This window comes from Pseudoalteromonas sp. Ld20 (assembly GCF_045064175.1).
GTDB lineage: Bacteria > Pseudomonadota > Gammaproteobacteria > Enterobacterales > Alteromonadaceae > Pseudoalteromonas > Pseudoalteromonas neustonica.
In genome coordinates this window covers 402,922-420,845 of the sequence record NZ_JBISHB010000026.1, presented here as the reverse complement: position 1 = coordinate 420,845, position 17,924 = coordinate 402,922, and the positions used below count along the sequence as shown (strand labels likewise).

Here is a 17,924-nt window from a genome sequence, read left to right as displayed (position 1 = left end):
GCCAATTTAGTTTATTTAAAAACGGTAGTTAACACCTAAGTTTACGGTAGTCCCGATCCCTTTGACGTTAAACGCTCTAAACGTTAAAGCTTGTGAACGGGCAGGGAAGTAATCTTTATTAAGTAAGTTTTCAACACCTGCAAACACCGACCATTGATCAAAATCGTAACTGCCGCTTAAGTTAACAATGCCATAGCCATTTACAGGCCCCTCATCGCCGGTGTAAACGCCTTTATCATTTTTTTCAAAACGATCTCGGTCGCTAACATGAATATAATGAACTGACATTTTTGCCTGCGTAGTTGGCTGCCAATTTAATGCAAGTGTGCCTTTAGGCGCAGATACTTCACGTGCTCCTAAATAATTGCCTGTATTGCTGTGCTTGCCTTCAACGTAACCATACGTTGCAGCTAAATCCCATTGGTCATTGAACGTGTAGTTAAGTACCCCTTCATAGCCCCAAATTTTTTGTGGTGCGCGTTGTGTTATATAAATCCCAGTTTTTGGATCCTGTACGCTGCGTGACCCTAAATCTGAAAAACTTTTATAAGCGGATAACTCAAATCTAAATTGTTCGAACTCGCTGACAAAACCGACTTCATAGTTATCTATTATCGCCGCTTCAGTTTGGATAAGTGCAATGTCTTGTACTGTTGCTGAGCGTAATAAAGCACCTAAATCAGGAATGTTAGCACCTTGCGAATAGCTTACGTAAGGTGTAAACGCTTGGTTTGCATTATAACGAAAACCAACATTAAACGTTGTTGCGGTAAATTCAATGGTTCCGCCTTTTACAGCTTTGGGAACAGAGCATTGATCAGCGCTTCTACATAGCTTTAATGTATTGTAATCATTTACTTCAATATCCATATTTTCATAGCGAAGTCCAGCTTTGACAATAAAGTCATCTTGAATAACCCACTTGCTTTGTAAGAAACCAGCAACATTAACCATGTCCATTTCTGGTACCCAAAGTCGACCATCAACCATTGGTTGAGAAGTAGTATCATTGAGGATATCAACGCCGTAAATAAAGGTCGCTTCAACATTATCCCAATCAGCTAACGTATTAAATACTGAGCGTAATCCCTGTTTTTCTGACTTAATTAACGACTGTCCACCTGCTAGGTTTAAATCAGGGTTTGCTAAAACCGTTGAGTAAAAAAATACATTTTCGATGGATTGTTTATACACATCTAAATTGAATGCGGTATTACTAAAAATCTCTGCATCAGTGTATTTTATCTGTAAATTATGATTACCACGTGGCCCTTGTGGCGCTGCATTAAATGGTGTGCTTACAGCGTCTTTTATTGCGTAGGTTTTTTCACCTTTATTGATATCACCAATAACATCAACCCATGCAGAATCTTGTTGCGATTCAAAATAGTTGTAGGTCATTTGCAGTGATTTATCGGCATCAAAGTCATAACTTAGTTTAGTGAAGAAATTACGCGACTTTGCTTCAGATAATCCATATTGTGTACCGAGTGCATCACCTTCAGCGTCTCTTAATACGCCATTATTTTCAATACCTAAGCTGACAATATAGCTAAAGTCATCAATTTCACCTGATGCGGTTGTCGTTACTTTTAAACCAGCAGAGTCATCAAGTTTTACCGCACTAAATTGTGTCGATGCGGTTGTGTTTAAACTAAACTTACTGTTTGTTGCGGGCTTTTTAGTGATGTAGTTAATGATACCTCCCGCAGCACCATTACCATAAATAGAGGTCGCACCTTGAATAACTTCAATTCGTTCAATGACATGAGGATCTAATGAACGCATTCCTAAAGACCCATTTCTAAGTGGTGTTGATTGCGGGACACCGTCAATCATAACAAGTGCTGCACGGCCACGTAATGTTTGTGCAAAGTTACTTGATGTTCCACTGCTTGAGGCAATGCCGGGTACATACATTGCTAATATACTTTGCAGATCAGTGGTTACTTTAAGTTGTGCTGCAAGTTCTTTTTGGCCAATAATTGTTACCGATGATGGAATTTCATCAATACTTTCAGCGATACGGCTACCGGTAACTAAAATACGTTCTAAGTCTTGTGGTTCATCGTTGGCGGTTACTTGAGCTGAAATTATAAGTGCTAGGATGCTAAGGTTGGTTTTGATCATATTCTTAAAAATGCGCAATATAAAAATGGAACGCAATAATAAACTAATTGGAAATGATTCGCAATTGAGTTCCTGTTTAGGGTTGTGCACGCTTCTAAAATGATTTTATGGTTTTAAAGTGTAATGACACTGCATTTAAGAAGTGTCATTACACGAAGAGTTACATTTTCCTTTCACTAAGCAATGTCTTTAACTCACTTAATTGTGTTTTTAATTCGTTTATTTGCCCTTGTGTTGCTGGCATATCATTAATGTTTGTTTGCTCTTCACGCGCATTGCGGTGCTCCTCAGACATTACCTCTAAAATAGCGCCTACCATCATGTTCAAAAACACAAAAGCGGTCAAAAATATAAATGTAAGGTAATAGATCCAGCTTAGCTTATACACGGCCATGGTTTCATACATGACGTCGGTCCAATCTTCAAATGTTGCCACTCTGAACAGAGTAAGCATCGAAATAGACACATCCCCCCATAAAACAGGGTTTATTTCAGAAAATAACATACTTCCTGTTGCTGCATAGATATAAAAAATAACAAACATTAGAAGGGCGATATAGCCCATTTGTGGGATAGCTTTAAGCAGAGAATTAACTAATAAACGCAGTTCAGGAACCATTGATACCAGGCGTAGAACGCGAAAAATACGTAGCAACCGTGCTATAAATACACTTGAGCCTGCAGCAGGGTATAAACTGCCTACGACTACTATTAAATCAAAGATGTTCCACCCTTTGGAAAAAAAGTCTTTGATGCCTTTACTCGCGATATAACGAATGATCAACTCAATCAAGAAAAAGACGGTGATGCCAATATCCATCCAATGTAAAAAAAACTCAACCGTTGGATGTAGTGAGTAAGTATGTGCGCCTACTGTTAATGCAGAAATTATAATAACTACAATAACAAATGATTGAAATATTTTACTTTTATCGATACGCTGGAACAGCTCGTGTAACTGCGACAACATCATAATTAGCCCTTAACGGTTATAAATAAAAACGAGTGCAATATACAGCAAAATAGTCATGGATGAATTACTTTTCCGGTTTTAAATGTAAGGAATTTTTAATGCTTTTCAATATGCTAAAGCTCGCTATAAGTGCGATGCTAGTGGTTTTTTTAACCGCATGTAGCTCAAATTCACGTTACCATGAAATTCAATCTGCACGGTTAGGTGAATGTAATTATATGGCTGATAAAGAGTACCATGAGTGTATAAAGCGCCAAGAAGATGGCTACGATGAGTTTAAAAAGCAACGAGCAGAGCAGCAAGCGACTAAAAATGACTAAAACACAAAAGCAATTCGATAAAGTACTGCGTGTCAATTTAACGCGAGCTTGTGAAGAAATTAAAGATGAACTAAGTGAATTTAGTTGGCTAACTCATGAGATAGATTTAAGTAAACCAACTACATCACTTAAATTAAGCTGTTACTTTAAAGATCAATTAGCGCTTGAGCAAGCAACGAAAAATCAAGATACTCAATTAGTTAAAAATATAATAAGTAAAAAACTTGCAAGCATTGATTTAACTGTCAAAAAATTTATATTTAGCGCTGACAATATTTAGGATTATGATGTTTTCTAATTTAACGAATAAACAAAAGCAGCGTGGGCTGCTCATATTAGCAGGTTTATTTTTTATATTTGGGCTTTATCAGCTTCAACAACCCGTAGGTGCAAATCATGTGCTAAGCAATGGCTTTGTAGTGGCCATAGCGTTCTGGGCGTTTTCACGACGTTATAGTCAGCAGTTTTTAGAAAAAAATATGGTTACAGCGGCTATTACACGTGAAGGCAATGAGTTAATCATTAAACAAAGTATGGTAAATAAACTATCTCGGCTTGATATCCCCCGTATTAGCAAAATAACAATTGCTGACAATTACTTAAGTTGTATATTGGATGGCAATGGTCAAGGTTTTGATTTTCAATTAGTGGGTAAAGCGTGCGAGCTCAAAACACATATGTGCTCAATTTTAGCAGCTAATGAGCAGCAAACTATTCAAATCACTCTTGTTTAATTTGGTATTGCGATCACATAAGGCTATAATTCTACAAAATAGTAATAGAGATCAATAATGACTGTTCCTACTCGTTCACAAATTACCCCTGGCAGCGAAGTTAATATCGTTTTAAAAGAAGATCAGCGTAGCGGCACATTGACCCAAGGTGTTGTTGAGCGCCTACTCACTAAATCACCTAACCATCCTCATGGTATTAAAGTTCGTTTAGAGGATGGACAAGTAGGGCGAGTGAAAGAGATATTGTCATGAGTGTACTTACCCCCGCTGAATTTTGGCAGTTAGTCACAGTAGAAGATAAAACCGCTGAGCCAGAGTCAGTGAGCGAGCGTTTAAAAAACTTACTTACAGATTTAGACGACGATCAGTTAATTGAATTCGATAAGCAATTTAGTCTCTGTATGCGACAAAGTTTTACGTGGGAGTTATTTGGCGCAGCGTTTGTAATGGCAGGCTGTAACGATGAGTATGGTTTTTCAGAGTTTCGCTGTTGGTTAATATCTCGTGGCGAAGCTGCTTTTAACGCCGCCCTCGATAATGCAGATTCATTGGCCGATTGCACGCCTGTATACCATTTAAATGAGCAACCCTATCCCTATTTAGATGAGTATGATCTTATTGCAGGATTACTGTACGAAGAGCGCAATGAAGATGAATTACCTTTTGCTCCATCAGGGCAAGAACAGCCTAAAGGTAAACGCTTTAAAGACAAAGCTAAGTTTTTAAAACTCGCGTATCCGCAATTATTTGCTAAATATTGGCAATAATTTTAACTATAAAAAGTAAACAACGATTCATTATAGGTTTGTTTAATTTTAATAGACATTGCATGCTATGCTGTAAATACAAACCACTCTAAGTCAGGTATTTAATGGGCTATCGTAAAATATTACTGTGTTTCGTGTTTGTTTTTTTTAGCACTACAATCAGTGCTAAAACTGAACTACCAAGCAATAAAAGTCAGTTTATTAGTTTGTTAAACACTAAAGTAGGTACGTATAAGTTAGTTTCAGGCAGCGCGAGTGTGTGCACTGATGGGCAATTATCATGGTTTGATAAAAGCGCGCCAAGCCTAGGGTTTAAACTAGGTGAAGGGATTGTTTTTACCGCTTTGCATCATGGAACGCAAACGAATAAAACGGCAAACTTTTGTTTAGTGACGACTAAATACAAATACACAACGCAAAGAGTTACGCTATCGCTGCGCCATACTCGTTGTGAAAATCAGGCTGATAATTTAGATACGAGCCAAATGCTGCATTTCATCTCGCCTACGCGTATTCAATACAGTGTTGAAAATACCAATGTACGCTGTGAGTTTGAGCGCCAGCCATAATACCAATTTTATTAAAAACGTGATCATTCTAGCAAATTAAGTAACTCACTAACTACGTTAAAAATTACTTATATAGAACAACTACATATCATAATTTTGCCTTGTTCTAACCTTTTATAAGTTACAGCTTATTTTTGGCAAATGTAGCCAGCGAGTAGTGTATTGTGGAGATAAAAATTCACGTTTCATATGCCACGCTTGGCTTTGTTGCTGACTTGCCAAAGCAAGCGTATTGCTGCCATAACGCGCATTTACAGAATCCAAACATTTCATTAGTTTAATGTTATTTTTATTCGGCGTAAAAAGATCTGATTGCTGAAATTGCTGTGAACTAAGCTCTAATGCTCCCACGCCACACTTATAAAAGCGAACATTTTGTTGGTATAATTGTGCAAAAACCTCGCTAATTGCATTGGCAAATACACAGCTATCAGCGCTAGATGTGGGCAGCTCATACACTAATGATTTTTTATAAGCGTTTAGTTCATGTGGGGAGCTTGCCACAAATAATAATAAGCGTTTAGTTAAAGAGCGTTGCAGACGCAATTTTCGAGCAACAATAGTACAATGGTTTATCAAGGCTGTTTTTAATACCGTTGGATCTGTTAAACGTTCACCAAAGCTACGAGTCGAAAAAATCTCACGTTTATCTTGGCGTACTTCATCCCACTCTAAACAGGTTCGGCCGTTTAGTTCATCCACAGTACGAGCCAGTACTACATTAAATAAGCGTTTCATTTGCAGTGGATCTTGTTTTGCCAAATCAAGTGCACTGTTAATATGAAGTTGCTTTAACTTTTTGGCTAAACGTTTGCCCACTCCCCATATATCAGCGACATCCATCGCAGCTAAAATACGCAGTCGCGCTTGTTCGCTATCAATGACAGCAACCCCGTTAAAACCCTTAAGCTTTTTAGCTGCATGATTTGCTGCTTTGGCCAAAGTGGGCGTTGAGCCAAAGCCGACTCCCACAGGTAATTTAGTTTCACGCCATACTGTACGGCGGATCAAGTGTCCGTACTGATGCCAATCATTAATTAAAGGAGTAAAACCGGTAAAATGTAAAAATGACTCATCAATTGAATATATATATTGTTTATCACAAAAACGACTGATCACATTCATCATTCTATCGCTTAAATCTGCGTATAACTCATAGTTAGATGAACGAACGATTACTTTATGCTTAGCCAATAAATGCTTAACTTTAAAATAAGGTTGGAATTTAGGAATATTTAAACGCCGTGCTATAGGGCAAATAGCGCACACGCAGCCATCATTATTAGTAAGTACTACCACCGGTTTTGAACGAATTGCGGGATCAAATACTTTTTCTGCACTGGCATAAAATGCTACAGCATCCACTAAGGCGTACATTGGTGTAGCTTAGGACTTGGACGATGTAATCGAATAGAGCGAGTGACAACACCTTCTAATTGAAATTCATCGGCATCACTTAGTTGCACAGGTGAATATAAAGCTGAGGCTGAGAGTAAGCGGGCATTAGTTTTGTCTAATAGCTTACATACAAATAAGCCATTTAAATTAGCCACAATAACGTCCCCATTTTTGGCTTCTTCAGCGCGATCCACAAGCAATAAGTCACCATCAAAAATGCCAACGCCTTGCATTGACTCCCCAGAAGCCACACCGATAAATGTCGCATCGGGATGTTTAATTAATAATTGATCCAAAGATAAACCAAGTTCTTTATATTGGGCGGCTGGCGATTCAAACCCGCATACGCCCGCTTCGATATATATAGGAATGACATGCATAGATAAAAACACATTATACTGTATGTTTATACAGTGTAATGTAAAGTTAGCTAAAAAGCCAAGCAGGGGGTGACAGTAAATTAATTACTAAAACTTAAATACATGATTTTTATGTTTATTATTTTTTCTTTCTAAAGTCTAGCTGTGTCTTTTCATCAATATAGAGAAACCATTATTTATAGTGAAATATTCAGCCAGACATAAGTACTTACTTAAATGCTGCTGAGTTCAAACGCTAAGTGATGGCTACTTTGTTTATTGTAAGTAATTTCTTCCAGTAAAAATAAAAAATTCCCTTTAACGTTAATAGCTTCTTGATTATTTAACAAATCACGATAAAGTGCATGTTAAATAAAAATACGTATTTAGTGATTTATTATTCATAAAGGTGCTAGGTTTAATACTTGAATTCAAGAAGGGATAAACATGTTTAACACAGTTGTAGGCAGCATTAATAATCTTTTATGGGGTGAAGGGCAAGTCCTTATTTATATCCTGCTGTTTACCGGTATTTGGTTTTCAGTGCGACTAAAAGCTGTGCAAATTCTAAAATTTAAACATATGTTTAGCCTGCTTAAAGGCAGCAGTAAATGTAATAAAGACGATATAAGCTCTTTTCAAGCGCTTTGCACAGGCTTAAGTGCCCGTGTTGGCACGGGGAATTTAGCCGGTGTAGCGGTTGCTATATCACTGGGTGGCAGTGGCGCAATATTTTGGATGTGGGTCATTGCTATATTAGGCATGGCCACAGGCTTTGCTGAAAGCGTGCTTGGTCAAGTATATAAAGTACGCGATAGCCAAGGTGAATTTAGAGGCGGCCCTGCTTATTATATTAAACAAGGTTTAAATAGCCGCAGTCTCGCTATTGCATTCGCATTGTGCTTATTTTTAGGTTACGGCTTTACCTTTAGCGCTATGCAAACCAATACCATAACCGATGCACTTAATTTCGCATTTGAAATTCCAACATTCTACTCTGGTATTGTTATAACCATCCTCGCAGGCTCTATTATATTAGGTGGTTTCAAAGCCATTGCACGCTTTGCTGAACGAGTAGTGCCCGTGATGGGGATTATATTTGTGCTGGCTGCGGTCATTATTACACTACTCAACTTTAGCCAAGTACCTGCTATGTTAAAGGATATATTCCTATCTGCGTTTGGCCTGCAAGAAGCCGGTGCGGGGGCAATGGGAGCTGCAATAAAAAATGGTATACAACGGGGTTTATATTCAAACGAAGCAGGCGCGGGCAGTGTGCCGCATGCATCAGCTAGCGCCTCACCAACACCTAACCACCCTGTAACTCAAGGATATATTCAAATGCTGGGTGTATTCTTCGATACTATTGTACTGTGTAGCTGCACCGCGGTGATCATCTTACTTGCTAATGTGGATATTAGCGGCGAGATGGAAGGTATTCGTTTAACGCAAGCAGCTATGACCGCACATTTAGCACAGGGTGGCGTATATTTTGTGGCTGCAGCCATTACTTTATTTGCGTTTACTTCTGTAGTGGCCAACTACGCCTATGCAGAAAGCAACCTGCACTTATTTAAGCTTGATAACAAAATAGGGCGCGGCATTTATACACTATTATATTTATCAATGATGATGTGGGGCGCGTCTGCAACATTAAAAGAGGTGTGGGATTTAGCCGATATTGCGCTGGGTTTGATGACCGTGGTTAACGTTATTGCCATTATATTACTCACCCCGACTATTTTAAATGTAACAGATGATTATAATAAGCAAAGAGCCCAAGGTATTGAACCTAAATTTAATGCAAAAAATGTCATTATTCAAGGTAAGACCGAAAAGGGTATTTGGCATTAAATAGCTCGCTTACACTGAATATTTAATTGAATAAATATTCAGTGTGATCGCGCTAAAATAATTAAGTATTACCATGATAGAGATATATGCAGGTAAAACTGCTGCAAAAATAATTGCCGAACAAGGCTTTAAAGCACCGCTTTTTAATACCTTTTTAGGTGCATCCGGTGGGCCTAAATGGTTTACTTTATTTGGTTTAGATAAGTATATTTTTGGTGAGTTTTTTAAAAATAGAACGACGCAATTAAACTTAGTTGGCTCATCAGCCGGCGCATTTCGTGCCGCGTGTTTTGCACAAAAGGATCCTGTTGCAGCGATTGAGCGTTTAGCTAAATCGTATTCCCAAACACGTTACTCAACCGCTAAACCAACACCAGCAGAAATAACCGAAAAAGCAAAACAGTTATTAGACGATGTTTTTGCCCAAACAGGTGTTGCCGAAATCATTAATAATCCTATTTTTAAAGCACACTTTATTGTCGCTAAATCAAATGGCTTTGTAGGCAGCGATCATAAAGCATTACAGTTATTAGGCTTAACAAAAAGCTATTTGTATAATCGAGTTGATCGCCGATTTTTAAAAAATCAATACGAGCGTTTTATTTATCAAGCACCTAATAGTGATTTTTCAATTGAAGACAGTTATAAAATTAAAACTACACAATTAGATTTAACGAGCGAAAATTTAAAAGATGCTTTGTTAGCATCTGGTTCAATCCCATTAGTTATGCAAGGTATAAAAAATATTGCCGGCTCACCACCTGGTATGTACCGCGACGGCGGCATTGTTGACTATCATTTTGATTTAAAAATTAACAACCCAGGGTTAATTTTATACCCACATTTTAATTCAGATCCCAAGGCAGGGTGGTTCGATAAAAATTTAAAACGCAAAGTCGCTACAGAAAATTACGATAACGTGGTAATGATCACCCCGTCTAAAAAATTCATCGCCAGCTTACCTTACGGAAAAATCCCAGACAGAACAGACTTTACAAAACTCGATACCGACACCCGAATAAAATATTGGAATACCGTATTTAGCGAAACCGAAAAACTAGCCGACGCATTTGATAAAAATCTAACAATAGGTAAGTTTGAAGTAAAGACAATTTAAGAATGTGAGTGTTTTTATGTTTATTGATCATACTGTCTATACAGCCCATTAGTTATGGTACGTAATATTAAAGAAAAGGGCGAAAAGCCCTTTTTTATTAATGGGTTAGCCTAACTAACTATAATGACAGTTTGGCATTGGTTATCTTTTATATTATAAACATAAAATTTAAGGCTTTGTCGTGGTGTGATAAATATTAAGAGCACTTAAAGACTGATGGAACTGATACACATATAGCGTAAGAGGCGTTAAATCATCATCAAATATAAAATATTTAAACTCATCATTGCTTATTTGTTTCATCAATTCAGACATTTTTATTTTATATAAAAGCTTCACGTGTTCACTATCTAAGTGAGCTGAAACCAATAATAAATTATCAATATATTTTTCCATCTTATTTAGTTCTAAAGTCATATATTCTGTAAACGTAATATTAAGTAAGTGAGGCGGGTTTCTCATTTTCTTTCTTTTTTCTATATCTATAAGCGATAAAGCGTATGTAAAATTATCTTGAGTTAAACTCTTAACGTCGATTACTGAATTCTCATCTTTAAGATATCCTTCCTCGGAAAAAAAGTGTTCATTATGTTCATGTTGAAAGCATATTTCAAATAAAGATTTATTAAAGCGTTTATAACTTTCGAGTATTTCTTGGTTGTACACAAGCACAAGTGGCAATAAGTTTTTTTTATCCTTATATTCCTTAAGATAAATTACAATGTAATAAAAAATATAGCTTGTAACTATTGTAAAAGAAAATTTCGAAAATAAATCCTCAAATTTTTGACCCCAAGAAAATAATGATGGTATGTAATGACCAAAAAACGTTATGACTAGAACACAAATTAATGAAATTACAAAAACAATATTTAGTAGCATATTTTTTGGATATAGAATTGGTTTCATTCTAACTTCCTGTTCTTTGTGATATTTCTTCAATTATATCTAAAAGTTGGCTTTGTAGGTCAGGTAAATATACATCTTGTGTTTTATTTTTCTCTTTAAGTATTTATAGATTCAGGGTTTCTTTCTTAGCGATTTATATCGATGGACTAATTTTTCACCAGACGGTTTAACTTTACCCCAAGGAGTAGTAATTATAGAGTCATGATAGGAAACTATACAATTTCCAGATGGGGGAGTCGGAGGAGATAAATTATTGGAGTTTGGTTTAGCTGACGCATTTGATATTAGCCTAGCAATAAGAAAATTTGAATTTAAATTAATTGACACTTTAAGGATGTGAGTTATTTTTTCTTACGGCTTACGGCTTACGGCTTACGGCTTACGGCTTACGGCTTACGGCTTACGGCTTACGGCTTACGGCTTACGGCTTACGGCTTACGGCTTACGGCTTATATCCTATAATCTATCTTATGTTAAATAGAGTTAAATGAATTAAAGCGGGCGTAATTACACAAACTAGCCCACTTTTAGAGGGGTTTGAATACTTAATTTAGCTCAGAATCTACCCAAAATTTAGTCCCTTTTAATACAGCTTGTAATGCAAGGCCGCTTTCGGTCAATGAATAAACAGTTACTTGATCGACAATTGCTTCGGCAACAATAGCACCGCCTTTATCTTGGTATTTAGCGGCTGCATCGGCATTACCACCGAAGGCCCAACCATGTTCAACAAAACGATTTAATGCAGCTTGATTATGAAAAACCATCACAACATTAAAATCTTTTACACCTAAACCTAGGCCTAAACCAGCTTCACCCATATTCATATAAGTAGATTTACCCGTTAGGTTATTTTTAACAACCCCATAACCACCACCAAAACTGGCTAATACAACGTTAACATTGGCATTATCGAAAACAGCATAACCAGCCGCATTTTTAATTTGCTCTTTAACATCTGGCTTTTCTTTGTATAATTTGGTTAGCGTATCAGCTCTCATATTCTGCACAAGATCACGTTTTTCAGCAGGAGAAGCACTGCCCGTTGTAGCACAACCAGACAATGCAAACGTGAAGACGATTAAACTTAAAACCATAAACTTTTTCATATGCTTACCTTAAACGACGAACAACAAAATTATAGTATTATAAAGTCCAATACTAGACAGTATCGGACTTTAAAGTTAAACTGTAAGTACTTTATTTTATTAGAAATAACTATAATATGCTTGTTGCATTGGTCGATACATTAAAACAATTACGATATCAAATTGCTCATCTTGAAGATGATACATTGCGATCTGAATACCCAGAACTTGCCTCCTTTATACAGCAAGTTGGCTTGACTGTCGCTGAATCAAAGCATGAGTTAGTATTTCTGTATCAGTTTTTATATGTTTATGGTCGAAAATCAGAAGCGACTTTTAATCGTTTTCGTAATGAACTAGAACGCTTTTATTTATGGGCGTGGTTAGTTGCTGAAAAATCAGTATTTGAATTAAAACGCGAAGATATTGAAGCATACGTTGATTTTATGGTTGAGCCAGATAAAAACTGGGCATCAACATCTGTGCAATCACGTTATAAAAATGAACAAGGACTTAGGCGTTTAAATGAAAACTGGCGCCCTTTTATTCTTAAAGAGTCGATAGCCAGTCAACAAACTTTATCTGCAATGTTTACCGCGCTTAATGTATTTTATAAATTTTCGATTTTAGAAGAAAAAACGTTTGCGAATTTTGTTCCTGTTGTTAAAAAGAATAGTCCATACTTGGTTGTGCAATCACAAATTAAAATTCCTGATACGTTAAGCGATATTCAGTGGGAATATGTATTTGGTGTAACTCGTGATAAATGCGAACAAAACCCCGAGCTAGAACGTAATTTATTTACTTTAGCTTGTTTAAAAGGCCTTTATTTACGAATATCAGAGTTATCGGAACGACCACAATGGTCACCGGTAATGTCACATTTTTGGCAAGACAATGATGGCTTTTGGTTTTTAAGGATTATGGGTAAAGGTAATAAATTACGCGATGTAACCCTGAGTGAAGATTTTGTAACTTACTTAAAACGTTATAGATTATATCGCGGGTTAACGGCCCTGCCCCGTGTTGATGAAGCAGATCCTTTAGTGCATAAAATTCGTGGTCAAGGTGGTATGACGGTTCGTCAAATTCGTCGTTTAGTTCAGCAAAGTTTTGATTTAGCAAAAAAATCACTGCTTGATGATGGTTTTACTGATGATGCAGAGCAACTTGAATCCGCAACTGCACATTGGCTCAGGCATACCGGTGCAACACATGATGCACAAACACGACCTTTAAAACATTTATCTGAAGATTTAGGCCATGCAAAAATTGCGACGACCGACCAAATTTATATTCAAACAAATATAAAAGAGCGCGCAAAATCAGGACTTAAAAGGAAAATCTAAATGGAATATGGTGTATTAACAGCTGTAGGTTTAGCATTTTTAATTTACTCATTATCTATCCGCCAGCTCGAACGTGCAGAAATTACTGGGCCAATGTTTTTTGTCATTATTGGAGCTATGCTTGCAATTTTAATCCCTGGTAAAACTGTATTCTTATTAAGTGACCTTGAGCGTTTGTTACCTTTGATTGAGCTGACTTTGAGTATCTTTTTATTTACTGATGCGGCGAAAACAAAACTGTCGGTTTTAAAACATAGTTTTCAATACCCTAGCCTGTTACTTTTTGTTGCATTGCCACTTACTTTAATAATCGGAATTGTTATTGCAAGTTTAATGTTTACTCAATTAACACTTATTCAAGCAGCATTAGTCGCTGTTATTTTAACGCCAACAGACGCCGCGCTTAGTAAAGGCTTATTAAATAGCAGTGCAGTACCTGAAAAAATTCGTGAAGGTATTAATACTGAAAGTGGATTAAACGATGGTTTATGTGTGCCAGTATTTTTAATACTTATGTTGTTAGCCAAAGAGCCCGCCTCTGCATTTTCGCTTTATGATACTGCACTGGTTTTTGCTCGTGAGCTTGGAGTCGCAATTTTTGTTGCTGTTACGGCAATGGCTATAGTGATTCCATTAATTAAATTTTCGATGCAACGCCATTATTTTTCAAATAATACGAGCCCATTTTTAGTTGTTGGGATTGCTGTGGCTGTATTTTCTCTTGCGCAAAGTTTACATAGCAGTGGTTTTATTGCAGTGTTTGTTGCAGGATTAATTTTTGATAGATTTACAGAGTCGTCATTACGTCTCAAACTGGTTGAAGACAGTGAACACATTGCAGATTTTAGTGGTTTGCTGATCTGGTGCTTATTTGGTTTTGTGTGTAGTTATTTAGTTTTACCAGAATTATCATGGGCTATTGTAGGATTCGCCTTGCTAAGTACAACACTGATCAGAATTATTCCTGTTATGTTGTCATTACAATTTACGCACTTGAAAGTAAAAGAGCGTTTTACTTTTGCCTGGTTTGGGCCTAGAGGGTTAGCATCTATAGTATTTACTTTGATGGTGATCGATAGCGATATAGAAAATAAATTTATTATAGCCACTATTACTATGACGACTATTTTGTTTAGCGTTTTTATTCATGGCATGAGTACAAAGCCAATTGCTGATAGTTATTTAAAATAATTTATATATAAAAATAAAATGCCGCATTACTTTAAAATAATGTGGCATTTTTTATTCATTCTTGAATTCAAGTATTAAATAAAATCACTATTTATTTAATACTACGGGTGCTAATAAATTTTTCTGCGATAAGTTCTATTGGATGCTTGGGTTTAAATTTCTCATAGCGTTTTACTTGACTGCGACAAGAAAAGCCAGTTGCTAATAGTTGCTCAGGTTTATTTTTATTTACTACACCTTGCCAACTCATTTCATAAAGTGCGCGAGAGTTATTTTGGTTTTGTGCTTCGTGACCATAAGTACCAGCCATACCACAACAACCGGTGGCTGTTGTATTAAGAGTTAAACCTAAATCAGAAAAAATTGTTTGCCATACATTCGCTGCTTTTGGTAACGCAGTTGTTTCAGTACAATGACTTAATAATGTAAAATTTTTATCTTGAGTGTTTTTTATTTTATCAGCTAATGGTTTAAATGATTGTGTCGCTAACCATTCATGAGCAAGTTGCACTTCAAAATCCCCGCGCTCATCACCGAGAATCGAATTATACTCATCGCGATAACACATAACTAGTGATGCATCTAAGCCAACTAATGGTGCGTTTATTTCTGATAATGAATTTAAAAATGCGGCTGCATTTTTTGCTGTGATTTTAAATTCATGTAAAAAACCTTTAACATGCTGCGGTTTACCATTGGGTTTAAATGGTAACAGGATTGGTTTTTTCCCTAATGCTGAAATTATTTTTATAAAACTTTCGACTAGTTCAGCTTCATAGAAACTGGTAAATGGATCTTGAACAATGAGCACATACTCATTTTGTTGTTCTGGATTGAGTGCTGATAAATGTGCAAAATTAAATTTGTGTGTTTTGTTTATTCGTTTTTCTAAACGTGGTGAACTTAATATGGGTGTATCAACATAGCCAACAGATTTTTTTATTAGCGAGCTAACAAATTTAGTTTTTACTATTGGGTTTATCACGTTTGAAAATTTTGCCATTAATGGTGCGCTTGCTTCAATATTACCAACTAAATAATCTTTTAAAGGGCGAGCATAATAACTGTGATAATAATTTAAAAAGCGTGATCTAAAAGTGGGCACATCTACTTTAATTGGGCAGGCGGTAGTACATGCTTTACACGCTAAACATTCATCCATTGAGGCTTTAACTTCATGAGCAAAATCGTACTCGCCTTTGCTTTTATCTCGACTATGTTGGTAACGTTCCCACCAGGTGATGACTTCACCTTTATTGAGCTCTTTTTCAACTTCAATTAAATTTATATCTTTTGCTTCTTGTAAACGCAGCCATTCGCGCATTAAACTTGCGCGGCCTTTCGGTGAATTACGACGATCACCCGTTACTTTATATGATGGGCACATTGGGGAGTTTTCATCATAATTAAAGCAAATACCATTACCGTTACAGGTCATTGCGTTGTTAAAGCTGGTTTTAACATCAACCGAAATTTGTCTATCGAACCATGCACGCTTCTGATCATCAACGCTTACAAGTGAGTCCTTACTATCAATCGGGGTGCATATTTTACCTGGGTTTATACGATTGTTTGGATCGAAAGCTGATTTTATACGGCGTAATTGTGTAAATAAATGCTCGCCAAAAAATTCAGGGCCGTATTCACTTCTATAACCTTTACCATGCTCTCCCCACATTAAACCGCCATACTTGGCTGTGAGTTTTACAACCTGATCGGAGATCACGCGAAGTAATTTTTCTTGTTCTGGGTCGCACATATCAAGTGCGGGTCGTACATGTAAAACCCCAGCATCAACATGACCAAACATTCCGTATTGTAAATTATGACTATCAAGTAACGCTCTAAATTCAACGATAAAATCGGCGAGGTTTTCTGGAGGAACTGCGGTATCTTCGGCAAATGCGAGTGGTTTTTGTGAGCCTTTAACATTACCGAGTAAACCAACTGATTTTTTACGCATGGCGTAAATTTTTAAAATATCAGCCTTATTACTCGTTAGTTGATACCCGATGACACCATTTTTTTGCTGCGCTGCACAGTCATCAAGTAAAGCACATAATGATTCAACTTTGTCTTTTATGTCATCGGCTGATACTGCATTAAACTCAACCATGTTGAGTCCTTGCATATCTTTATTTTCAACATCGGTTATTAAGTCCGATACTGAATGCCAGATTATATCTTGGCGTGCAAGGTTCAATACTTTACTGTCGACTGTTTCAACAGACGTTGCACGTGCATCTACTAAAAATGGTGAGTGGCGAAGTGCAGAATCAAAACTATCGTATTTAATATTTATTAAGGTTTTAAATTCAGCAATTGGGGTAATGTTTAATTTAGCTTCTGTAACAATACCAAGTGAACCTTCTGAGCCTGTTATTAATCGGCTCATATCAAATGTTTGTAAGTCATCACTTAGCACATGCTCTAAGTCATACCCGGTTAAAAATCGATTTAAGCGAGGGAATTTGGCTAAAATAGCGTCACGCTCAGACAAGCAAATATCGATTACCGTTGCGTATAATTTACCTATTGTGGTGTCTTGCTCTGCAATTAATTTAGCTTTATTAATGTCTATTGGATTGGTAGACATTTGTGTGCCGTCAACTAAATAGGTTGTAAGTCCTAAAACATGATCGCTGGTTTTACCATAAACGAGTGAACCTTGCCCTGAAGCATCAGTATTAACCATTCCGCCAATTGTTGCTCGGTTACTGGTTGATAAATCGGGTGCGAAGAAAAATCCATAAGGGCGTAGAAAGTCATTAAGTTGATCTTTTATTACACCTGTTTGCACTCTAACCCAGCCTTCTTCTGGGTTAATTTCGAGGATTTCACGCATATAACGCGATAAATCAACCACGATGCCAGGAGTTAACGATTGACCATTAGTACCTGTTCCACCGCCACGAGGACCAAAAGTGAGTGATAGATATGGGTCTTGAGCAGCCGTTTGCAAAGCAATTTGGATGTCTTTTTCAGTTTTAGGAAAAATAACACCTTGCGGTAACTGTTGGTAAATACTGTTATCGGTTGATGCAGTTATACGGGTGGCATAGCTTGCATCAGTGTCGCCAGTAAACCCTTGTTTTGTTATAGTTTTTAGGTAACTTGCGACTAAATTGGTCGCGGCATCTTGTTGGCTAATAGTTGCTATCATGAC

The 17,924-nt window shown here is 36.8% G+C and carries 17 protein-coding genes; 10 read left to right on the top strand and 7 right to left on the bottom strand.

What is annotated here, in order from left to right:
* Positions 1–15: 15 nt before the first annotated feature.
* On the bottom strand, positions 16–2,130 hold the full coding sequence (locus tag ACJJVX_RS03925) for a TonB-dependent receptor (protein WP_405630271.1): 2,115 nt from the start codon (positions 2,128–2,130) through the stop codon (positions 16–18).
* 160 nt (positions 2,131–2,290) lie between these two features.
* Entirely contained in the window at positions 2,291–3,100 is an 810-nt protein-coding gene (locus tag ACJJVX_RS03920; RefSeq protein WP_170172978.1) for an ion transporter, read from the bottom strand.
* A 101-nt stretch (positions 3,101–3,201) separates the two neighbouring features.
* Between ACJJVX_RS03920 and ACJJVX_RS03915 the strand changes: the two genes are divergently transcribed.
* From ACJJVX_RS03915 to ACJJVX_RS03890, 6 genes are all read left to right on the top strand, one after another.
* A complete protein-coding gene (locus ACJJVX_RS03915) occupies positions 3,202–3,423 on the top strand; it encodes a hypothetical protein (protein WP_054203702.1) in 222 nt (73 codons plus the stop codon).
* A complete protein-coding gene (locus tag ACJJVX_RS03910) occupies positions 3,416–3,703 on the top strand; it encodes a hypothetical protein (RefSeq protein WP_054203701.1) in 288 nt (95 codons plus the stop codon). The genes ACJJVX_RS03915 and ACJJVX_RS03910 overlap by 8 nt, the downstream gene beginning before the upstream one ends.
* Before the next feature lie 7 nt (positions 3,704–3,710).
* Positions 3,711–4,157, top strand: coding sequence for a hypothetical protein (locus tag ACJJVX_RS03905; protein WP_405630269.1), 447 nt, complete (start codon positions 3,711–3,713; stop codon positions 4,155–4,157).
* Between the two features lie 57 nt (positions 4,158–4,214).
* Entirely contained in the window at positions 4,215–4,409 is a 195-nt protein-coding gene (locus ACJJVX_RS03900; RefSeq protein ID WP_054203699.1) for a YwbE family protein, read from the top strand.
* A complete protein-coding gene (locus tag ACJJVX_RS03895; protein WP_054203698.1) occupies positions 4,406–4,924 on the top strand; it encodes a DUF4240 domain-containing protein in 519 nt (172 codons plus the stop codon). The genes ACJJVX_RS03900 and ACJJVX_RS03895 overlap by 4 nt, the downstream gene beginning before the upstream one ends.
* A 104-nt stretch (positions 4,925–5,028) precedes the next feature.
* Entirely contained in the window at positions 5,029–5,493 is a 465-nt protein-coding gene (locus ACJJVX_RS03890) for a hypothetical protein (protein WP_054203697.1), read from the top strand.
* A 114-nt stretch (positions 5,494–5,607) separates the two neighbouring features.
* Here the strand turns inward: ACJJVX_RS03890 and ACJJVX_RS03885 are convergent, their stop codons facing one another.
* Together ACJJVX_RS03885 and ACJJVX_RS03880 are read right to left on the bottom strand one after the other, a co-directional pair.
* Entirely contained in the window at positions 5,608–6,870 is a 1,263-nt protein-coding gene (locus ACJJVX_RS03885) for a Y-family DNA polymerase (protein ID WP_054203696.1), read from the bottom strand.
* Complete coding sequence (locus ACJJVX_RS03880; protein ID WP_405630265.1) at positions 6,858–7,271, bottom strand: LexA family protein; 414 nt, start codon at positions 7,269–7,271, stop codon at positions 6,858–6,860. Before ACJJVX_RS03880 ends, ACJJVX_RS03885 begins: the two co-directional genes overlap by 13 nt.
* A gap of 426 nt (positions 7,272–7,697) precedes the next feature.
* Here ACJJVX_RS03880 and ACJJVX_RS03875 point away from each other — a divergent pair, with 426 nt between their 5' ends.
* Complete coding sequence (locus tag ACJJVX_RS03875) at positions 7,698–9,104, top strand: sodium:alanine symporter family protein (RefSeq protein ID WP_054203694.1); 1,407 nt, start codon at positions 7,698–7,700, stop codon at positions 9,102–9,104.
* 73 nt (positions 9,105–9,177) lie between these two features.
* Entirely contained in the window at positions 9,178–10,221 is a 1,044-nt protein-coding gene (locus tag ACJJVX_RS03870; RefSeq protein WP_170172865.1) for a patatin-like phospholipase family protein, read from the top strand.
* A gap of 168 nt (positions 10,222–10,389) precedes the next feature.
* Here the strand turns inward: ACJJVX_RS03870 and ACJJVX_RS03865 are convergent, their stop codons facing one another.
* On the bottom strand, positions 10,390–11,130 hold the full coding sequence (locus ACJJVX_RS03865) for a hypothetical protein (protein ID WP_405630263.1): 741 nt from the start codon (positions 11,128–11,130) through the stop codon (positions 10,390–10,392).
* 545 nt (positions 11,131–11,675) lie between these two features.
* Positions 11,676–12,239, bottom strand: a complete 564-nt coding sequence (locus tag ACJJVX_RS03860) for a YSC84-related protein (protein ID WP_054203689.1) — start codon at positions 12,237–12,239, stop codon at positions 11,676–11,678.
* Between the two features lie 116 nt (positions 12,240–12,355).
* Here ACJJVX_RS03860 and ACJJVX_RS03855 point away from each other — a divergent pair, with 116 nt between their 5' ends.
* Together ACJJVX_RS03855 and ACJJVX_RS03850 are read left to right on the top strand one after the other, a co-directional pair.
* Entirely contained in the window at positions 12,356–13,567 is a 1,212-nt protein-coding gene (locus ACJJVX_RS03855) for a tyrosine-type recombinase/integrase (RefSeq protein WP_054203688.1), read from the top strand.
* The gene (locus tag ACJJVX_RS03850; RefSeq protein WP_405630259.1) at positions 13,568–14,758 is read left to right on the top strand and encodes a cation:proton antiporter; all 1,191 of its coding nucleotides are present in this window, start codon (positions 13,568–13,570) and stop codon (positions 14,756–14,758) included.
* A gap of 91 nt (positions 14,759–14,849) precedes the next feature.
* Here the strand turns inward: ACJJVX_RS03850 and ACJJVX_RS03845 are convergent, their stop codons facing one another.
* Complete coding sequence (locus ACJJVX_RS03845; RefSeq protein ID WP_405630256.1) at positions 14,850–17,921, bottom strand: FAD-binding and (Fe-S)-binding domain-containing protein; 3,072 nt, start codon at positions 17,919–17,921, stop codon at positions 14,850–14,852.
* Between the last annotated feature and the right edge of the window lie 3 nt (positions 17,922–17,924).